Source organism: Colwellia sp. BRX10-3 (assembly GCF_014077505.1).
GTDB lineage: Bacteria > Pseudomonadota > Gammaproteobacteria > Enterobacterales > Alteromonadaceae > Cognaticolwellia.
The window spans coordinates 287295-304317 of sequence record NZ_JACGWA010000003.1 but is presented as its reverse complement, the minus strand read 5'-3'; the positions used below and the strand labels follow the sequence as shown (position 1 = coordinate 304317).

Sequence of the window (17023 nt, the reverse complement as noted above, 5' to 3'; positions counted from 1 at the left end):
TTAAACGTTGGTTCTTATGGTGGCTTCTGCCTATTTACGCTGGATGACCGTTTTTAAATAGATTATATGTAGGAGTACCCATGAGTAATACCCAAGAAAACATCACTGAAAAAATGCAGTCAGAATCTGCACTCAATAATCAACAGCCAGGCGCAGTTGTAACTATCACCGATACCTTAAGTTATCAAAGCGATCCATTAGCGGTGTTTCACACCCTTTGTGCTGAAAAAGATAATACGCTTTTACTAGAGTCAGCAGAAGTCGACAAAAAGCATCAACTGAAAAGTTTATTGTTAACCGATACTGCCGTTAAAATCGTTTGTAATGGCAATACTGTTAACTTTACTGCCTTAAGTAAAAATGGTGTAAATGCCCTTACTTTTGCTAAACAAGCCTTAGTATCAGACGCATCAATTACCGGCGATAATCAAAGCTTCACAGCAACCTTTGCTGACGTTACTGAGCAATTAGATGAACGTTCACGCCTACTTGCTGTTAACCCTTTTCAAAGCTTACGTTTATTTAGCCAACTTAAAAATACCAATCAACACCCTTTTGCGATATTTCTTGGTGGTGCCTTTGCATTTGATATGATGGCGATGAGTGAATCATTGCCCGAGGTTGCTGATGGCGAAAACACCTGTCCTGACTTTGTTTATTATCTAGCAGAAACCCTGATCATTATTGACCATGAAAAACAGTCGAGTGAAGTGATTACCAACCAATTTACCGGTGTTGGCTATGAAGATGCTAAGCAAGCCGCTTTAGCCAGAATTACAGCAATAAAAGCCAGTTTGTTTACTGATATTACGGCAACACTTGAGTTTAAATCATCTGGCGTAAATTCAGATAAAAATGTAAAAGAAGAAAATACGCTGAGTTGCGACATCGACGATAACGCTTTTTGTCAGATAGTTGATGATTTAAAAGAGAACATTTTAGCGGGTGATATTTTTCAGGTAGTACCTTCTCGCACATTTAGCTTAACTTGTTCAAATAATCTTAACGCTTATAAAGCATTGAAGCACCGTAACCCAAGCCCTTACATGTTTTATCTTCAAGATAGTGAATTTTGTATCTTTGGCGCATCGCCAGAGTCTGCGCTTAAATATCAACAAAGTAACCGACAAGTAGAAATTTATCCGATTGCCGGCACACGCCCACGTGGTTTTAACGCTGATGGTAGCTTGTCACCCGATTTAGATAGTCGTATCGAATTAGACTTACGATTAGACAAAAAAGAATTGGCAGAGCACATTATGCTAGTTGATCTAGCCCGCAATGATATAGCGCGAGTTAGCCAACCCGGTACGCGTCACGTTGCTGATTTATTAAAAGTCGACCGATATTCACACGTTATGCACTTAGTATCTCGTGTTTGCGGAACTTTAGAGCATGAATTAGACGCGTTGCATGCTTATCAAGCGTGCATGAATATGGGCACTTTATCTGGCGCACCGAAAGTTAAAGCTACCTCACTAATACGCGAAGTAGAAGGTAAACGCAGAGGCAGTTATGGCGGCGCGGTTGGCTATTTAACCGGTGAAGGAGATATGGATACTTGTATTGTTATTCGCTCAGCATTTGTTAAAAATGAACGGGCACAAATTCAAGCCGGAGCCGGTGTGGTTTTTGATTCTGATCCGCAATCTGAAGCCAACGAAACCAAACAAAAAGCTCAAGCAGTGATCAGTGCGATTAAAGAAGCTGAAGATAAAGTGTTGATAATTTCTCATCAAGAAAGACAACAGAATATAAATAGCGACGCATTAACGCAGGAGGTTAAATAATGAAATCATCTGACGTTTTATCTCACGCTTCGACAGACCCTCTCCCTGAGATTGTCATGCTAGATAATCTCGATTCTTTTACCTATAATTTGGTCGATGAGTTTCGCTGCTTAGGTTACCAACTGACTATTTATCGCAATACCTTAAGTGCTGACTTTATTTTTAACAAGCTGCAAGAGAAACAACAAAGCAACAGCGCAGGTGTTATTTTAGTGCTTTCACCTGGACCTGGCGATCCAACACATGCGGGTTGTTTAATGTCATTACTGGCACTTTGCGCCGGACAGTTCCCAATACTGGGCATTTGTTTAGGGCATCAAGCCTTAATTCAACATTATGGTGGCGTTATAGCGCGTGCACCGGAAGTGGTACATGGTAAATCGTCGAATATCATCCACAACGAATTAGGCGCTTTCAACAATATTGCTAGCCCTTTACCTGTGGCTCGTTATCATTCGCTTGTGGCCAGTGAAATGCCTCCACAATTAACCATGACAGCGCACGTTAGTTTATCTTTAAATAATGAAGAAATTACTCTACCTATGGCCATTGAACATAGCAGCGATGCCGCGATTGGTTTTCAGTTTCATCCTGAATCTATATTAACTACTTTTGGCACCAATTTATTAGCGCAAAGCCTTCGTCACTTATCGGCATTAGCGAATCAAACTATTTATAAAGCACACGGGAATGCTCATGAAAACAACTGAACTTAGTAGCACAACTTCACAACATACTCAGGCAGAGATTAACGATGACATTACCCATAGCGCACTAAATACCTTAGTTAGTGGTGATTCATTAACTCAACAACAAAGCCAAAATGTATTTGAACAAGTGATTAATGGCCATGTTGCACCTGAACGATTAGCCGCGATACTAACGGCATTAAAAATGAAAGGTGAAACACCGGCTGAAATTGCCGGCGCTGCTATTGCCATTCGCGCAAATGCTACGCCTTTTCCAAACCAAACTAACAGTGTTGCCGATTGTGTCGGCACGGGCGGCGATGGTGCAAATACCATTAACATTTCAACCACAGCGGCTATTTTAGCAGCTGCTTGCGGCATAAAAATGGCAAAACATGGCAATAGAAGTGTCTCAAGTATGTCTGGCTCTGCTGATTTATTAGAGGCATTCGGTGTTAACTTAACTATGTCGCCTGAAGTGGCAAGTGAGTGTTTAGCGCAAGCTAATATCTGCTTTTTATATGCTCCGGCCTATCATAGCGGTTTTAAGCATGCAGCTCCTGTTCGCAAAGCCATGGCTATTAGAACCCTGTTCAATATTCTTGGCCCGTTAGTTAATCCGGCTAAACCCGACATTATGTTACTGGGTGTTTATATTCCTGAGCTGATTAACCCAATAGCGCAAGCCTTATTACTCACGGGTGTTAAACGCGCTTGGGTGGTTCATGGCAGCGGCTTAGATGAAATAGCCTTGCACGGAAAAACACAAGTTACTGAGATCAGCAATGGTAAATTAGTTGATAAAGAAATTTCACCAGCAGATTTTGGTTTGAAAAATTATACTTTGGAAGATATTAGAGGTGGAACCCCGCAAGAAAACGCCGAGTTTATTAAAGCTATATTGGCAGGTAAAGGGCTAGAAGCACATAACAGTGCAGTTATCATTAATTGTGCTGCGCTACTTTATTTACATCGTGAACAATTAGATGGTCAAGCAGACACCTTATTGCTAGCAGCACAACATGCAGCAAAAGTACTATCTTCTGGCGCTGCAACACAAACCTTAGCAGATTTAGTACGAGTATCTAATGCTGGAGTATCAGTATAATGAGTAATATTCTTGAGCAAATCGTCGATAATCGACGTATTGAGATAGCACAGCTGAAAAAAGAAATGCCGTTAGCCAGCTTTATTGATGGTTTAACACCTTCGAAAAAAGACATGTACCAAGCATTAACCCGCACAGCAGAAAAACCTTATGCCGGTTTTATTTTAGAATGCAAAAAAGCCTCTCCGTCAAAAGGCTTGATCAGAGAAGACTTTAATGTCGCTGAAATTGCCGGTATTTATGATAATTATGCCGCCGCAATTTCAGTACTGACTGAACATAAATATTTTCAAGGCGATTTTAGCTACCTTAAGACGGTCAGTGACTTAGTCAGTTGCCCTGTGCTGAATAAAGATTTCTTTTTTGACACCTATCAAGTCTATTTAGCCAGACACTATGGCGCTGACGCTATATTATTGATGTTAAGTGTACTCAATGACACAGAGTATAATGAACTAGCAGAAGTTGCACAGTCGCTAAATATGGCCATTCTAACTGAAGTATCAAACGAAGAAGAACGCAATCGCGCTATTGGCTTAAACGCAAAACTTATCGGTATTAATAATCGTAATTTACGTGATCTTTCTACTGATATTTCACGTACATTTGATTTGGCACCAACAATACCCAATGATCGTATCGTTATTTCTGAGTCAGGCATTTATAACAACGCACAAGTAAGAGAGCTTGCCCCAGCCGTTGATGGCTTTTTAGTCGGCAGTTCTGTGATGGCTGAAGACGATATTGACTTGGCTTGTCGACAACTTATTTATGGTCACAATAAAGTCTGTGGTTTAACAAAATCAGAGCATGCCAGCTTTGCAATTGATGCAGGCGCTGAATTTGGTGGTCTTATTTTTGCTGAAAAATCGCCAAGGTATATTGATAAAGCACAAGCAAAAGTTATTGTTAGCCAAAACCCAAGCCTGAAATATGTGGGGGTTTTTGTCAATCATACGCAACAAGAGGTGATTGAATTAGCCAATGAATTACAACTTTGTGCAGTGCAATTACACGGTCAAGAGCCGCAAGAATATATTGATAGTTTACGTGAAAAACTAGCCAGTAATTGTCAAATATTCAAAGCATTATCTGTAGAGCAAGCATTGCCAACATTACCTAAAAATGTCGACCATATTGTGCTAGATGGTAAAAATGCTGGCAGTGGCCAAGCCTTTAGTTGGCAAGTGTTAGCTGAAAGTGAGCAAGACTTATCCCGTTGCTTTTTAGCTGGTGGCTTACAATTAGATAATATCACCCAAGCTTGTGGGCAACTGACCAACCAAGAATTATTTGGCTTAGATATCAACTCAGGTGTTGAGTCGAGCCCAGGCATTAAATGTCGCGACAAACTTCTACAAGTTTTCGCCCAAATACGGAATTATTAAGATGTTAAAATCTACAACTGAAAATCAAGTTAAAAAAACCTTGCCTGCCTACTTTGGTGAGTTTGGTGGTATGTTTGTTGGTGAATTACTGGTGCCCGCTTTAGAGCAACTAGAGCAAGCTTTTATTGAATCACAAACTGATGAAGCCTTTTTAACCGAATTTAACAAACTACTGACCAGTTATGCTGGCCGCCCAACACCGCTGACATTATGCCGCAATATTGTTAAAAACCCGTTAGCCAAAATTTACTTAAAACGTGAAGATTTACTCCATGGTGGTGCTCATAAAACTAATCAGGTTTTAGGACAAGCGTTACTCGCCAAACGTATGGGTAAAACTGAAGTAATTGCTGAAACCGGCGCTGGCCAACATGGCGTAGCTACAGCAATTGCTTGTTCATTATTAGGTTTGAAATGTCGTGTTTATATGGGCGCGGTCGATTGTCAGCGTCAACAACCGAATGTTTTTCGCATGCAATTAATGGGCGCTGAAGTTATCCCTGTAACGGCGGGTAGTGGCACACTTAAAGATGCGGTTAATGAAGCATTACGTGACTGGTCTGCTAATTACGAAAATGCGCACTATTTATTAGGCACTGCCGCGGGTCCTCATCCGTTCCCAACTATTGTGCGCGAATTTCAAAAAATGATTGGCGAAGAAGCCAAGCAGCAATTACTTGCTGAAGAAGGTCGCCTGCCTGATTACGTTATCGCTTGTGTTGGTGGCGGCTCCAATGCCATTGGTATGTTTAATGATTTTATCGGTGATGAAGATGTCAAACTTATTGGTGTTGAAGCCGGTGGTAAAGGCATAGATACAGCACATCACGGTGCAACCCTAGTCGCGGGCACAAAAGGTATGTTACATGGTAACTACACCTACATTATGCAAGACAAGGTTGGCCAAATTGAAGAGTCTTACTCGGTATCAGCTGGCCTTGACTACCCTGCTGTGGGTCCACAACACGCACAGTTAAAAGATTCTGGTCGCGCTCAATATGTTGCAATAAATGACGATGAAGCGTTAGAAGCATTTCAATTACTGGCACGACACGAAGGTATTATTCCTGCATTAGAATCATCTCATGCTTTAGCACACGCTTTGAAAATGGCTGACAAAGTTACAGAAGAAACTATCTTATTGGTTAATTTATCAGGAAGAGGTGATAAAGATTTAGCACATGTAAACGCTATTATATCGCCTGAGACCGCTGAAAAAAATACAGTTAAGCATAGAGGAGAAGCATAATGAGCCAAGCAAACAACATGACTAACGTTACCAAGATAAGTACTCGTTATGACCAAACTTTTAAAAAATTAGCGGAAAAAAATGAAGGCGCTTTTATCCCTTTTGTGATTATTGGCGACCCAAATGCTGAACAATCTTTTGAAGTGATAAAAACACTCATCGATGCCGGTGCTGATGCTTTAGAGCTCGGTATGCCGTTTTCTGATCCCAGTGCCGACGGTTTTACCATTCAAATGGCTGCCCTTCGAGCACTAAAAGCAAATACCAATACCGATGTTTGTCTAGATATTCTAGCCAAAGTTCGTGCCTATGCGCCTGACTTAGCGATTGGCTTGTTACTTTATGGCAACTTAGTATTTGCCCGCGGCATCAACAATTTTTATCGCGATGTTGCTAAAGCTGGTGTTGATTCTGTGCTTATAGCAGATTTACCCATACGTGAAAGTGAGCCCTTCAGACAGGCTGCGATAGCCAATGGTGTTGCACCAATTTTTATCGCACCGCCTAATGCAAACGAAGAAACCTTACAAAAAGTTGCAGAATATGGCGCTGGTTATACTTATGTACTTAGCCGTGTTGGTGTTACAGGCACAGAAACAGAAGCTGAAATGACCGGCCATAAACTTATTAATATATTGGAAAAATACCAAGCTGCACCATCTGTTATTGGTTTTGGTATATCAAAACCTGAACATGTGAAAGCTGCCTTAGCAACCGGAGCAAGTGGGGCTATTAGTGGCTCTGCTGTGGTTAAGGTTATTGAAAAGAACCTTGATGATAACGATAAGATGTTGGAAGAATTAGCGGAATTTATTCGTGCTATGAAGCTGGCTACTAAACTTTAAATTAACCTTAATAACTGTCAGTTCTTAGTTTTTAGCTTTCAGATAAAAAACGATAGTTTTAAATACAAAAAAGCTCATAAGTATTAACTTATGAGCTTTTTTATTACATCTTAGTTTCTTAATCAATAGCCATTAGCTAATGATTAATTAACAACTAAGCTGTCTTCTTTTCCCAAGTATCACGTAAACCAACCGTACGGTTGAATACTAACTTACCTGCTGCAGTATCTTCTGTCGATATTTTGTTATCTAAGCAAAAGTAACCTTGACGCTCAAATTGAAAGGCTTGCTCAGGCTTGGCCGTTGCTAAATAAGGTTCTACTTTCGCATTGCTGATAATCGTCAATGAATCAGGATTAATCACTGAATGGAAGTCTTCTGCTGCACCTGGGTTTGGTACGGTAAATAAACGTTCATACAAGCGAATTTCTGCATCAAGGCTTTGCTCAGCGGCAACCCAATGAATAACACCTTTTGGCTTAGTGCCATCAGTCGGGTTTTTACCTAAGGTTTCAGGGTCATATTGGCAATAAACCGCAGTTACGTTACCTTCTGCGTCTTTATCACAACGGGTAGCGGTTACAACATAAGCGCCACGTAAACGTACGGCTTTGTCTAACACTAAACGTTTATATTTTTTGTTGGCTTCTTCACGAAAGTCTTCAGCTTCAATGTAAAGTTCTTTAGCAAAAGGCACAACACGTGAACCAAAGCTATCATCACTTGGGTGATTCTTAACATCAAGGTTTTCAACTTTATCGTCAGGATAGTTTTCAATCACTAACTTTATTGGGTCTAAAACCGCCATAGCGCGTGGTGCATTGTCATTTAAGTCTTCGCGAATACAAGCATCTAACACGCTCATTTCAACGGTATTATCCATTTTCGTTACACCAATACGCTTAGTAAATTCGCGTAGCGAACCCGGTGTAAAACCTTTACGACGAAAGCCGGCAATAGTTGGCATACGTGGGTCATCCCAACCATGTACCAACTTATCTTCCACAAGACTATTTAACTTACGCTTACTCATCACAGTATATTCAAGATTTAAGCGCGAAAACTCGTATTGATGAGGTATTGTTTCAATCGATATATTGTCGATAACCCAATCATACAAACGACGATTATCCTGAAACTCTAATGTACACAGTGAATGCGTTACACCTTCAATTGCATCTGAAATACAATGGGTAAAATCGTACATCGGGTAAATGCACCATTTATCACCTGTTTGATGATGATGAGCAAATTTAACACGATAAATAATAGGATCACGCATACACATAAAGCTCGATGCCATATCGATTTTAGCGCGCAATGCACACTCACCTTCTTTAAAGTCACCAGCTTTCATTTTTTCAAATAAAGCGAGGTTTTCTTCAACTGAAGTATCTCGGTAAGGACTATTTTTTCCTGGTTGCTTTAATGTACCACGATGCTCGCGTGTTTCTTCGGCATTTAAAAAGCAAACGTAAGCTAAACCTTTTTCGATAAGCTCCACAGCATAACCAAATAAACGGTCAAAATAATCTGAAGAATAATGAATATCGCCCGCCCATTCAAAGCCCAACCACTTAACATCTGCTTGAATAGAGTTTACGAAATCAATATCTTCTTTTTCAGGGTTAGTGTCATCAAAGCGCAAGTTACACAAGCCATTGTAGTCTTGAGCAATACCAAAGTTTAAACAAATGGCTTTCGCATGACCAATATGTAAAAAACCATTGGGCTCAGGCGGAAAGCGAGTTTGCACTTTGTTATGTTTACCACTAGCAAGATCGGCATCAATGATTTGACGAATAAAATTAGTTGGACGGTTTTCTACTTCCGACATCCACAGAACCCCTAAAAAGATTAAAATTTAAATAATGAAATTGAAGATATTATATCAATAGAATCAACAAGAGCGCACCTAAAGAATATAAATTCTGCTATGAAAGACAAATATAATAGAACTTGTCGCTTTAAAGCACGACTTTTGCACTCTCTATCGCTTATTGAGCAAGTATTTAGCAATGAAGTTCATCATTTGATCAATTTATTAAAATATAATTGAGATAACAAAATACATTCACATCTGACCACTATGTTGCTATGTTATTTATAATTTTCCTTTATCGTTAAAACTTTTTAATGTCTGAATTCTCCTCCCCCGAAATAATGCTTTCATCTAGCACACCAGTGCTAGAGAATATTCAACAGTGGCAACAAAAATCTAACAGTCAAATGACAGTTAATGGCTATTATCGACCTGGGGCTAAAAACGCTAAACGTATACACTTATTACATGGCACTGGTTTTTCATCAATGACCTTAGCAGCCATGGCTTCACAATTACCAAAAGACTGGTCAATTTGGTTAACTGATGTGCCAGGTCACGGTGACTCAACCCAGCCAACAACACGCATGCCCAACTGGCAGAAAATGGCCAATACTGTTGCTGATGCGATTTATCTCCAAGCTAATGTTAAAGAAAATGGTCCATTGATTGGTATTGGGCACTCAATGGGCGGTGTTTTAACCCTGTTAGCGGCGGTTAAATACCCAGATTTATTCAGTGAAATTATTTTGTTAGATCCTGTTTTATTTAAAACTGAAATGATCATTGCTCAACAGTTAATGCGTACAACGGGTACATGGCGAAAAAGAGCATTAGTTAAGTCGGTTGCTAACCGCACATCAACATGGCCTAGCTTGGCTAACATGAAAGAAAGTATAGCCAATAAATCCTTTTATAAAGCGTGGCATCCACAAGTAATTAGCGATTATTGCGAGTCTTCCACGAATACCCGTCAGGATAATTCCGTACAACTTAGCTGTCAGCCAAGTTGGGAAGCTTCCATTTTTGGTTCTTACCCAAAAGGATTATGGCGAGCAATATATAAAATTGATATTCCGGTAGAGATACTAATAGCAAAAAAAAGTTATTTCTTTATTCCGAAGGCCGTTAAAAGAGCTGCTAGAATCAATAACATTATACAATGGCAGACTTTTGGTCAGCATCATTGTTTTCCGATGGAAGAGCCAATAGAAACAGCAAAAAAAATTACTGATTTAATTACCTCATACAACCCAATTTAATTTAATAGCGAGAACAACCTAGATTCTAGATTCCAAATAACCGCATTAAATGTTACATTTATGTTAATTGAAAAATCATCGTACTTACACGGATGTTCAAATGAATAAAACACTTTTTATTATATTTTTACCTATTCTACTGCTTTGTAATAGTGTCAACGCTATTGAGATTTCTCGACATTTGAGTACAACAACTGAGCCAACACCTACATTTAGAGTTGACCCAAAATATCCCAAAAATGCAGCGAGAAATAGTAGAGAAGGCTGGGCTAGATTTAGCTTTATCATTGAAAAAGACGGCAGCGTATCAAATGTAATAACTAAAGAAACATCTGGTAGTGAAGATATTACTTTAGCGGCTAAAAAAGCGGTAATGCAATGGAAATATCAGCCAGCAATGGAGGATGGTGAACCAATACAACAATGTGCGAATAGTGTGCAACTTTCATTTAAAATGAATAAACAAAAAAATAGTGCAACAGGCGCAACTAGACGTTTTCAACATTTATATAGTAAGACAAAAGCAGCCCTAGCAGAAAATAATTATGTAGAAGCAAAGGAACTGTTAAATAAATTTAAAAAAATAAAACATATGCATTTATCTGAAAATAATTTTTTACAGTTACTTAGTGCACAATATGCTAGTGAAATTGGTGACCCAGCCCTACAACTCTCACATTTAAATAAAATCTCGTTCTCTGCAGAACCCGAGAGTCATCAACAGGTATTATCTATACTTAAGCAGAAATTTATTTTAGAGATAAAATTAAACCAATTAAAACCTGCATACAATACTTTTAAACGTCTTGAAAAAATTGCCGCTGATGAACCATATTTAGCTGATTACCAAGCACTTATTAAACGTGTTGATGAGTTTGTTAATTCAGATAAAGAACTAGTGATTACCGCTGATATTCGTCAAGATGACTACTGGTATTATGCACTTGTGCGTAATGAATTCACCCTGACAAATATCACAGGTAAATTAACGAAAATGGATATACGATGTGCGAATAAACGCCATGTTTATACTATTGAAAACAATAATACTTGGAAATTACCAGATGCTTGGCAACAATGTAATGTCTATATTTTTGGTCAGAACAACACTACCTTTAATCTCATTGAGCATCCATTTAAAGCTTAGGTAAACCCGATAAAATTAAGTGCGGGTTTTTAACACAATTAATTAATTCGCGCTTTAGCAAGTTCAGTTAATTCAGGCGATAAAGCGGCTAAATTTTCTAAGTCATTTGCGACAACATCTTTAGGTAGTTTTTTGATCAACAGCTGGCCAATTTCATTGGCATTTTTTCTTGCAGCAAAAATCAACAAATTATCATTATTACAATAAGTATCCTTAAACACTTTACGCAATTTCAAACGATTTGATTTGAGTAGTTTTCTTAAGCGCCCTTTGTCATCAACGGCAATGTATTCACAAATATTTTGAGCAAGATTGGTACTTTGGCTAGTAGGCACATAAAGTAACCAAACGAATGTCGTGATAGTGAAAAAAAGTAATAGCTTCATATATCCCTCATTTTTATAGATAAAATACATATGTTTTAATCTTAGCTTTTCTTGAATAATATACATAATGATTTCTACATTTAATCAATATCTTAAAAAGAAAAAGCACAGTTAGCATATTTTTTGTTAACACTAACTTGAATAGTTTACGCTAAAACTGAGCAACAACCTGCTCAACAACCATTTTAATCGCTTTGCTTGGGTTATCTTGTTCCGAAGACTTAATACGCTTAACTGCCCAACCATGCCAAACTGGTTGATGAGTTTTGACATCATAAACATCTATCGCCAATTTTCCTTCAGTATAATTTCGCACATGTCTATCAGAACCCATACTTATGCCACCGTAATAGCGATGTCCCCATAAAAAACTAGAGCGATAGATCAAAGGTAAAGAATCAACTTTTACTTTATCTCGACTGCCCATGGTATATGAAATAGTAAAGTCAGCCTGTTCTGCATCATTCACTAATTGATAGCCTTTGGCGATAAAAGCTTGTTCAATGGCGTTATCAATTCTGACTTTCATCACAGGATTTGCGTCAATAGACTCAGCTAAAACTTTACTCTCGTTCAACCATGCAAATGTTTTATAATGTGATGTAGTAATTTCACTATTGCGATCAAAGTCAACTCTAGCCTGCTGCTTTGATACACAGCCTGCCATCGCACCGATAAGTGCTAACATTATGATTAGTTTGTTTTTTAACATAAATCCTTCCAAATAACTTTGATGTATTTAAAACTTATTATGATAGCCTACCATAAATAGGTTAATAAGCTGTTGAAAAATTTAACAACATTTTAATAACCGAACCCGTTAATTTAGTTACCTTACTCTCATTATATGACCAGACTAACGAGCAATTAGTGACAACATTTGATATTGAGTTAAAGTAAATTATAAAATCTTATAAATAATTGCTAAATTACATTGACAGATTCACGCAAACCCCTTAAAACTGTAGGTATACTTTTTACACCATATCTTTTTAACATGATTTCAATTAAAACACTTTTATCTCTCCTCATGGTCGTCTTGGTCTCTAAACCAAAGCGCGGACGATATTGTGTGTAAAAATAAAGTAAAAAAATAACAACAATAAACCCTCGCTCTGAAAAGAACGGGGGTTTTTTTATCGCTATTTATTTCAATTGTATTATTCACAACAGATTTTATTTATTAAAGGGATTACATATGACAAAAGAGCTATTCTCGGGTGCAGAACTTGTGGTGAAAACCCTGGCAGCACTTAAGGTAAAATATTTATTTGGCTATCCGGGAGGGACGGTTTTAGATATTTATGACGCGCTCTTTCGACAAGATGATGTTGAGCACATTCTTGTACGTCATGAACAGGCAGCAACACATATGGCAGATGGATTTGCACGCGCTACTGGTGAAGTAGGCGTTGTGTTAGCAACATCTGGGCCTGGTGCTACTAATTGTATTACTGGCATAGCAACTGCGTATATGGACTCTATTCCAATGGTGGTTCTTTCGGGGCAAGTGCCTACCGGCTTAATTGGAGACGATGCATTTCAAGAAACAGATATCGTAGGTTGCTCACGCCCGATAGTAAAACATAGCTTTAATTGTCGTAGTGTTGTTGATATTCCTAACACTATTGCTAAAGCATTTTATATTGCCAGCACGGGTCGTCCAGGCCCGGTTGTTATCGAGCTACCTAAAGATATTTTAATGCCACAATTTACTGCTGAGTTTGTCTTTAACTCAGAGGTTAATATGCGCTCGTACAACCCGACAGTAAAAGGTCATCATCGTCAAATTAAAAAAGCGGTGCAAGCGATTACACAAGCAAAACGTCTAGTTGTATACGCTGGCGGCGGTATAATCATTGCCAATGCTGCAGAGTTATTGACCAAATTAGTAGAAAAACTCAATGCACCGGTTACCAATACCTTGATGGGATTAGGTGCTATATCAGGTTTACATGATAATTTCATTGGTATGTTAGGTATGCACGGCAGCTTAGAAGCTAATAAAGCGATGGCGAATGCAGATGTTATTCTTGCTTTAGGGGCAAGATTTGACGACCGAGTTACTAACAACGTTAAAAAGTTTTGTCCTGATGCCACCATTGTGCATGTGGATATAGATCCAACCTCAATATCTAAAACCATTAATGCCCATATTCCCGTTGTTGGTTTACTCGATATTGTGATTAAACAATTACTTGATGAACTTAATGACAAGCAATTTATTGTTAATCAGGAAGAAAACCAAACATGGTGGCAACAAATAGAGCAATGGCGAGCAGTTAAGAGTGTTAGCTATGAACAATCTAAAGAAATAATTAAACCACAACGGGTTATTGAGTCAATGTATCGAGCAACGCAAGGTGAAGCTTATGTATGTTCTGATGTTGGACAACACCAAATGTTCGCCGCACAATATTATCCATTTGCTAAACCTAGACAATGGATAAATTCAGGCGGTCTTGGCACTATGGGTTTTGGCTTACCCGCCGCAATGGGCGTAAAATTAGCGTTTCCTGACAGCCATGTTATCTGTATAACTGGTGACGGTTCTATACAAATGAATATTCAAGAGCTATCAACTTGTCTGCAATATAACTTATCTGTTGTCATTATCTCATTAAACAATCGTTCTTTAGGCATGGTGCGTCAATGGCAAGATATGGTTTATGGCGGTCGCCATTCGTCTTCATATATGGAATCTTTACCTGATTTTGTCAAACTGGCTGAATCTTATGGTCATGTGGGAATGCAAATTAATAGCCTAGATGAATTAGATGAAAAAATAGAAGAGGCCTTTGCTATTAAAAATCGTCTGGTCTTTGTTGATGTGTTAGTTGATGAAAATGAGCATGTATACCCGATGCAAATACGTACCGGCGCTATTGATGAAATGTGGATTAAAAAAGGAGTTAAAGCCTAATGCGCAGAATTTTAGCGATTTTATTAGAGAACGAGGCAGGATCACTTTCACGCATAGTCGGATTGTTTTCTCAACGAGCTTTTAATATTGAAAGTTTAACGGTTGCACCAACAGAAGATGACAGCTTATCTCGTATTACCATTGTCACCAAAGGTAACGACAAAATACTTGAACAAATAGTGAAACAAGTAAATAAGCTCATCGACGTTATTAAAATTACCGATTTAACCGAGCGAAGTCATGTCGAACGTGAATTACTGCTAATTAAAGTGCTAGCGATGAATGCAAAATCGCGTAGTGAAGTGATGCGTATAACCGATATTTTTAGAGGCTCTGTTATCGATATTGGCAAACAAGTCTACACCATTCAATTAACCGGCAACGCTGAAAAAGTTAATGCTTTTATTAGCACACTCGCTAATGAAACAGAAATTATCGAGTCAGTAAGATCTGGTTGCGTGGGTATTGCACGCGGAGAAAAAGCCTTAACAGTAAAGCAATAATATTTAGTTAATAGGTTAAATTACCAAAACTAAGCCGATTTACTTTCTATCAAATACTATAAAGCCAGCTATTAGCTGGCTTTATTTTTACTTTGAATTTAGTCTTAAACTAAATTTACCTTTAGCTAACTCGAGCAGTAAACCTGCGACGTAAACCAACTAACATTAACAATAAAATACTACTGAAACCAAAGCCTGCGCCTTGACGTTCAATTTTTTCTTCAACACCGCTACAGTTTTCAATTTCACCTGCTATAGGTTTCAAAGTAACGGCACGAACCACATCTTCCAATAACTGTTCGCCTTGGTCATCGAGCATAAGCTCACCTTTTGAATCACGACGAGGAACTCTGATCAATGCTGTTGCAGAAATTTCATCTTGATCATTAATATCACGTGCTTCAATAATTGTATAATCAGTATCACAAGCTAAAAAGTCGTTAAGATTAGTAAAAGTTTCACTGGTAATATCATAGATAAAACCACTTGTTCTTCTCGGGGTACTGGCATTGTCATTATGCGTTTCGACTTCACCTTCACCAACTACTTTACCACTTTCATTGACGGAACGAGCCGTGCTCGAACTACCAGTAAAAAAATCTATTGGTAAAACCATTTCCATCGTTTCAGCATTGGTATCAACATGGTAGAACTTAGTACGTAAGTTACCATTTACATAAGTAGACACATGACCTACCGCTATACCGGCATCATTAATATCGTAGGCACGAGAATCAAAGTACTTTCCATGATCGTCAGTAAAGTCAGTAACTTGACCGTCTTTATACACTACGGCATACAAACTACGTCGTTCTCTTACACTTGGGTTTGTGACATTCTCATCTGCCCAACCATGAGCATAACCAACGGCAACACCTTGATTGTTTATAGCTTGAGCATAATTAACATACTCACGAACATCATCAACATGAGGAGTAACTAACTGCCCTAATATTTCTGAGTTAATAATACCGTTTTCATCAATAGTCCACTTTATCGCTTGAGTATTATAAATTTCGTTAATAACCTGCTGTACACAAGCTTTATACGGCAAATCATCAAGTACATTGGGATCAGCACAACCACCAGTTTCATCATTGAAAAAATCAATGGCATTTTGATCAATACTTGTACTGGCATAACCAACCGCAAAATGGGAATCACTAATATCTAATATCGCTGACTCACCACCAAAACGTTGTTCTTCAGGTAAATCTGTCTCACTAGGCGGAATTATTTGGGTAATAGTAGCACCACCATCCGAAGAGAAAAAACCACGCGTGGTAAATTCACGTAACCAGTGAGTAACTTCTTCCCCATCACTTTTAGTAAAATCTAACGGCAAATAAGGCGCAGAGGCATTTCCGTAAACCCAACCTTCATTGGTAATACCGTTAATATATTCTTTCGTTGAACGAGTGAAAATATCTGTGCCTTCAAGTTTTTCATCAAAAACATTAAATAATTCAGTTTGACCATTAAAATTAGTCATGGCAAAAATATCGCCTACTTCTTGGTACAAACTATTATTTGCTCTTGATTTTAAAAACCTAATAACCCAGGCAAGATCATTAGCGGTAGGGTTGCCAGCACGTAAAGCGGTTTCATCTTCAATATTTTCTAAGTCGTGAACGGCTTTGTGACTGTTATCAGCTAAAAGGACAATAAAGTCATAGTCTTCTTCGTCAAAATATTGAAACTGTACAGGAAAGTTATAGATATCAGTGCCAGAGATAGCAGCTTCACCATTATTATTTTCTTGTTGTGAATAGGTATACTTTAATGATGAAACATTACCTTTATCAATAACTTGGTATGTTGCGGCATTAACGGCGGATAATCCTAATGCACTAGTGATACCTAATGCTAAAATTGATTTAAAAAATTTGTTCATGTAGCTACTTAACTCAC

At 38.3% G+C, this 17023-nt stretch carries 14 protein-coding genes; 10 read left to right on the top strand and 4 right to left on the bottom strand.

Annotation, left to right across the window (positions count from 1 at the left end):
- Positions 1-113 precede the first annotated feature (113 nt).
- Genes H4J38_RS08105 through trpA form a run of 6 tightly spaced genes read left to right on the top strand, consistent with a single transcriptional unit; the run spans position 114 to position 7069 of the window.
- The gene (locus H4J38_RS08105; RefSeq protein ID WP_182131288.1) at positions 114-1790 is read left to right on the top strand and encodes an anthranilate synthase component 1; all 1677 of its coding nucleotides are present in this window, start codon (positions 114-116) and stop codon (positions 1788-1790) included.
- Positions 1790-2500, top strand: coding sequence for an aminodeoxychorismate/anthranilate synthase component II (locus H4J38_RS08100; protein ID WP_182131212.1), 711 nt, complete (start codon positions 1790-1792; stop codon positions 2498-2500). The genes H4J38_RS08105 and H4J38_RS08100 overlap by 1 nt, the downstream gene beginning before the upstream one ends.
- Positions 2487-3587, top strand: coding sequence for an anthranilate phosphoribosyltransferase (gene trpD, locus H4J38_RS08095; protein WP_182131210.1), 1101 nt, complete (start codon positions 2487-2489; stop codon positions 3585-3587). The genes H4J38_RS08100 and trpD overlap by 14 nt, the downstream gene beginning before the upstream one ends.
- Positions 3587-4975 carry a bifunctional indole-3-glycerol-phosphate synthase TrpC/phosphoribosylanthranilate isomerase TrpF gene (gene trpCF / locus H4J38_RS08090; RefSeq protein WP_182131208.1) on the top strand — a complete coding sequence of 463 codons (1389 nt, stop codon included), beginning with the start codon at positions 3587-3589 and terminating at the stop codon, positions 4973-4975. Before trpD ends, trpCF begins: the two co-directional genes overlap by 1 nt.
- Before the next feature lies 1 nt (position 4976).
- Complete coding sequence (trpB, locus tag H4J38_RS08085; protein WP_182131207.1) at positions 4977-6224, top strand: tryptophan synthase subunit beta; 1248 nt, start codon at positions 4977-4979, stop codon at positions 6222-6224.
- Positions 6224-7069 carry a tryptophan synthase subunit alpha gene (gene trpA, locus H4J38_RS08080; protein ID WP_182131206.1) on the top strand — a complete coding sequence of 282 codons (846 nt, stop codon included), beginning with the start codon at positions 6224-6226 and terminating at the stop codon, positions 7067-7069. The genes trpB and trpA overlap by 1 nt, the downstream gene beginning before the upstream one ends.
- 154 nt (positions 7070-7223) lie before the next feature.
- Here trpA and glnS read toward each other — a convergent pair whose 3' ends face one another.
- A complete protein-coding gene (gene glnS / locus H4J38_RS08075) occupies positions 7224-8906 on the bottom strand; it encodes a glutamine--tRNA ligase (RefSeq protein WP_182131205.1) in 1683 nt (560 codons plus the stop codon).
- A gap of 299 nt (positions 8907-9205) precedes the next feature.
- On the opposite strand from glnS, the gene H4J38_RS08070 reads away from it, so the two are divergent.
- Both H4J38_RS08070 and H4J38_RS08065 read left to right on the top strand, forming a co-directional pair.
- On the top strand, positions 9206-10153 hold the full coding sequence (locus tag H4J38_RS08070) for an alpha/beta fold hydrolase (protein WP_182131204.1): 948 nt from the start codon (positions 9206-9208) through the stop codon (positions 10151-10153).
- A gap of 100 nt (positions 10154-10253) precedes the next feature.
- Positions 10254-11300 carry an energy transducer TonB gene (locus H4J38_RS08065; protein ID WP_182131203.1) on the top strand — a complete coding sequence of 349 codons (1047 nt, stop codon included), beginning with the start codon at positions 10254-10256 and terminating at the stop codon, positions 11298-11300.
- A 38-nt stretch (positions 11301-11338) separates the two neighbouring features.
- Here the strand turns inward: H4J38_RS08065 and H4J38_RS08060 are convergent, their stop codons facing one another.
- Together H4J38_RS08060 and H4J38_RS08055 are read right to left on the bottom strand one after the other, a co-directional pair.
- Positions 11339-11686, bottom strand: coding sequence for a DUF3718 domain-containing protein (locus H4J38_RS08060; protein ID WP_182131201.1), 348 nt, complete (start codon positions 11684-11686; stop codon positions 11339-11341).
- A 151-nt stretch (positions 11687-11837) separates the two neighbouring features.
- Positions 11838-12398, bottom strand: a complete 561-nt coding sequence (locus H4J38_RS08055; protein WP_182131199.1) for a DUF4136 domain-containing protein — start codon at positions 12396-12398, stop codon at positions 11838-11840.
- A 486-nt stretch (positions 12399-12884) separates the two neighbouring features.
- Here H4J38_RS08055 and H4J38_RS08050 point away from each other — a divergent pair, with 486 nt between their 5' ends.
- Together H4J38_RS08050 and ilvN are read left to right on the top strand one after the other, a co-directional pair.
- The gene (locus H4J38_RS08050) at positions 12885-14609 is read left to right on the top strand and encodes an acetolactate synthase 3 large subunit (RefSeq protein WP_182131197.1); all 1725 of its coding nucleotides are present in this window, start codon (positions 12885-12887) and stop codon (positions 14607-14609) included.
- Positions 14609-15112, top strand: a complete 504-nt coding sequence (ilvN, locus tag H4J38_RS08045; RefSeq protein WP_182131195.1) for an acetolactate synthase small subunit — start codon at positions 14609-14611, stop codon at positions 15110-15112. Before H4J38_RS08050 ends, ilvN begins: the two co-directional genes overlap by 1 nt.
- 121 nt (positions 15113-15233) lie before the next feature.
- Here the strand turns inward: ilvN and H4J38_RS08040 are convergent, their stop codons facing one another.
- Entirely contained in the window at positions 15234-17006 is a 1773-nt protein-coding gene (locus H4J38_RS08040) for a DUF3466 family protein (RefSeq protein ID WP_182131193.1), read from the bottom strand.
- Positions 17007-17023 lie beyond the last annotated feature (17 nt).

Bases quoted from the DNA above. Each gene is read 5' to 3' on its own strand.
- H4J38_RS08100 (WP_182131212.1), top strand. From the start codon at position 1,790: ATGAAATCATCTGACGTTTTATCTCACGCTTCGACAGACCCTCTCCCT.
- glnS (WP_182131205.1), bottom strand. From the start codon at position 8,906: ATGTCGGAAGTAGAAAACCGTCCAACTAATTTTATTCGTCAAATCATT.
- trpCF (WP_182131208.1), top strand. From the start codon at position 3,587: ATGAGTAATATTCTTGAGCAAATCGTCGATAATCGACGTATTGAGATA.
- H4J38_RS08055 (WP_182131199.1), bottom strand. From the start codon at position 12,398: ATGTTAAAAAACAAACTAATCATAATGTTAGCACTTATCGGTGCGATG.
- ilvN (WP_182131195.1), top strand. From the start codon at position 14,609: ATGCGCAGAATTTTAGCGATTTTATTAGAGAACGAGGCAGGATCACTT.
- H4J38_RS08040 (WP_182131193.1), bottom strand. From the start codon at position 17,006: ATGAACAAATTTTTTAAATCAATTTTAGCATTAGGTATCACTAGTGCA.
- H4J38_RS08070 (WP_182131204.1), top strand. From the start codon at position 9,206: ATGTCTGAATTCTCCTCCCCCGAAATAATGCTTTCATCTAGCACACCA.
- H4J38_RS08105 (WP_182131288.1), top strand. From the start codon at position 114: ATGCAGTCAGAATCTGCACTCAATAATCAACAGCCAGGCGCAGTTGTA.
- trpD (WP_182131210.1), top strand. From the start codon at position 2,487: ATGAAAACAACTGAACTTAGTAGCACAACTTCACAACATACTCAGGCA.
- H4J38_RS08060 (WP_182131201.1), bottom strand. From the start codon at position 11,686: ATGAAGCTATTACTTTTTTTCACTATCACGACATTCGTTTGGTTACTT.
- H4J38_RS08050 (WP_182131197.1), top strand. From the start codon at position 12,885: ATGACAAAAGAGCTATTCTCGGGTGCAGAACTTGTGGTGAAAACCCTG.
- trpA (WP_182131206.1), top strand. From the start codon at position 6,224: ATGAGCCAAGCAAACAACATGACTAACGTTACCAAGATAAGTACTCGT.
- trpB (WP_182131207.1), top strand. From the start codon at position 4,977: ATGTTAAAATCTACAACTGAAAATCAAGTTAAAAAAACCTTGCCTGCC.
- H4J38_RS08065 (WP_182131203.1), top strand. From the start codon at position 10,254: ATGAATAAAACACTTTTTATTATATTTTTACCTATTCTACTGCTTTGT.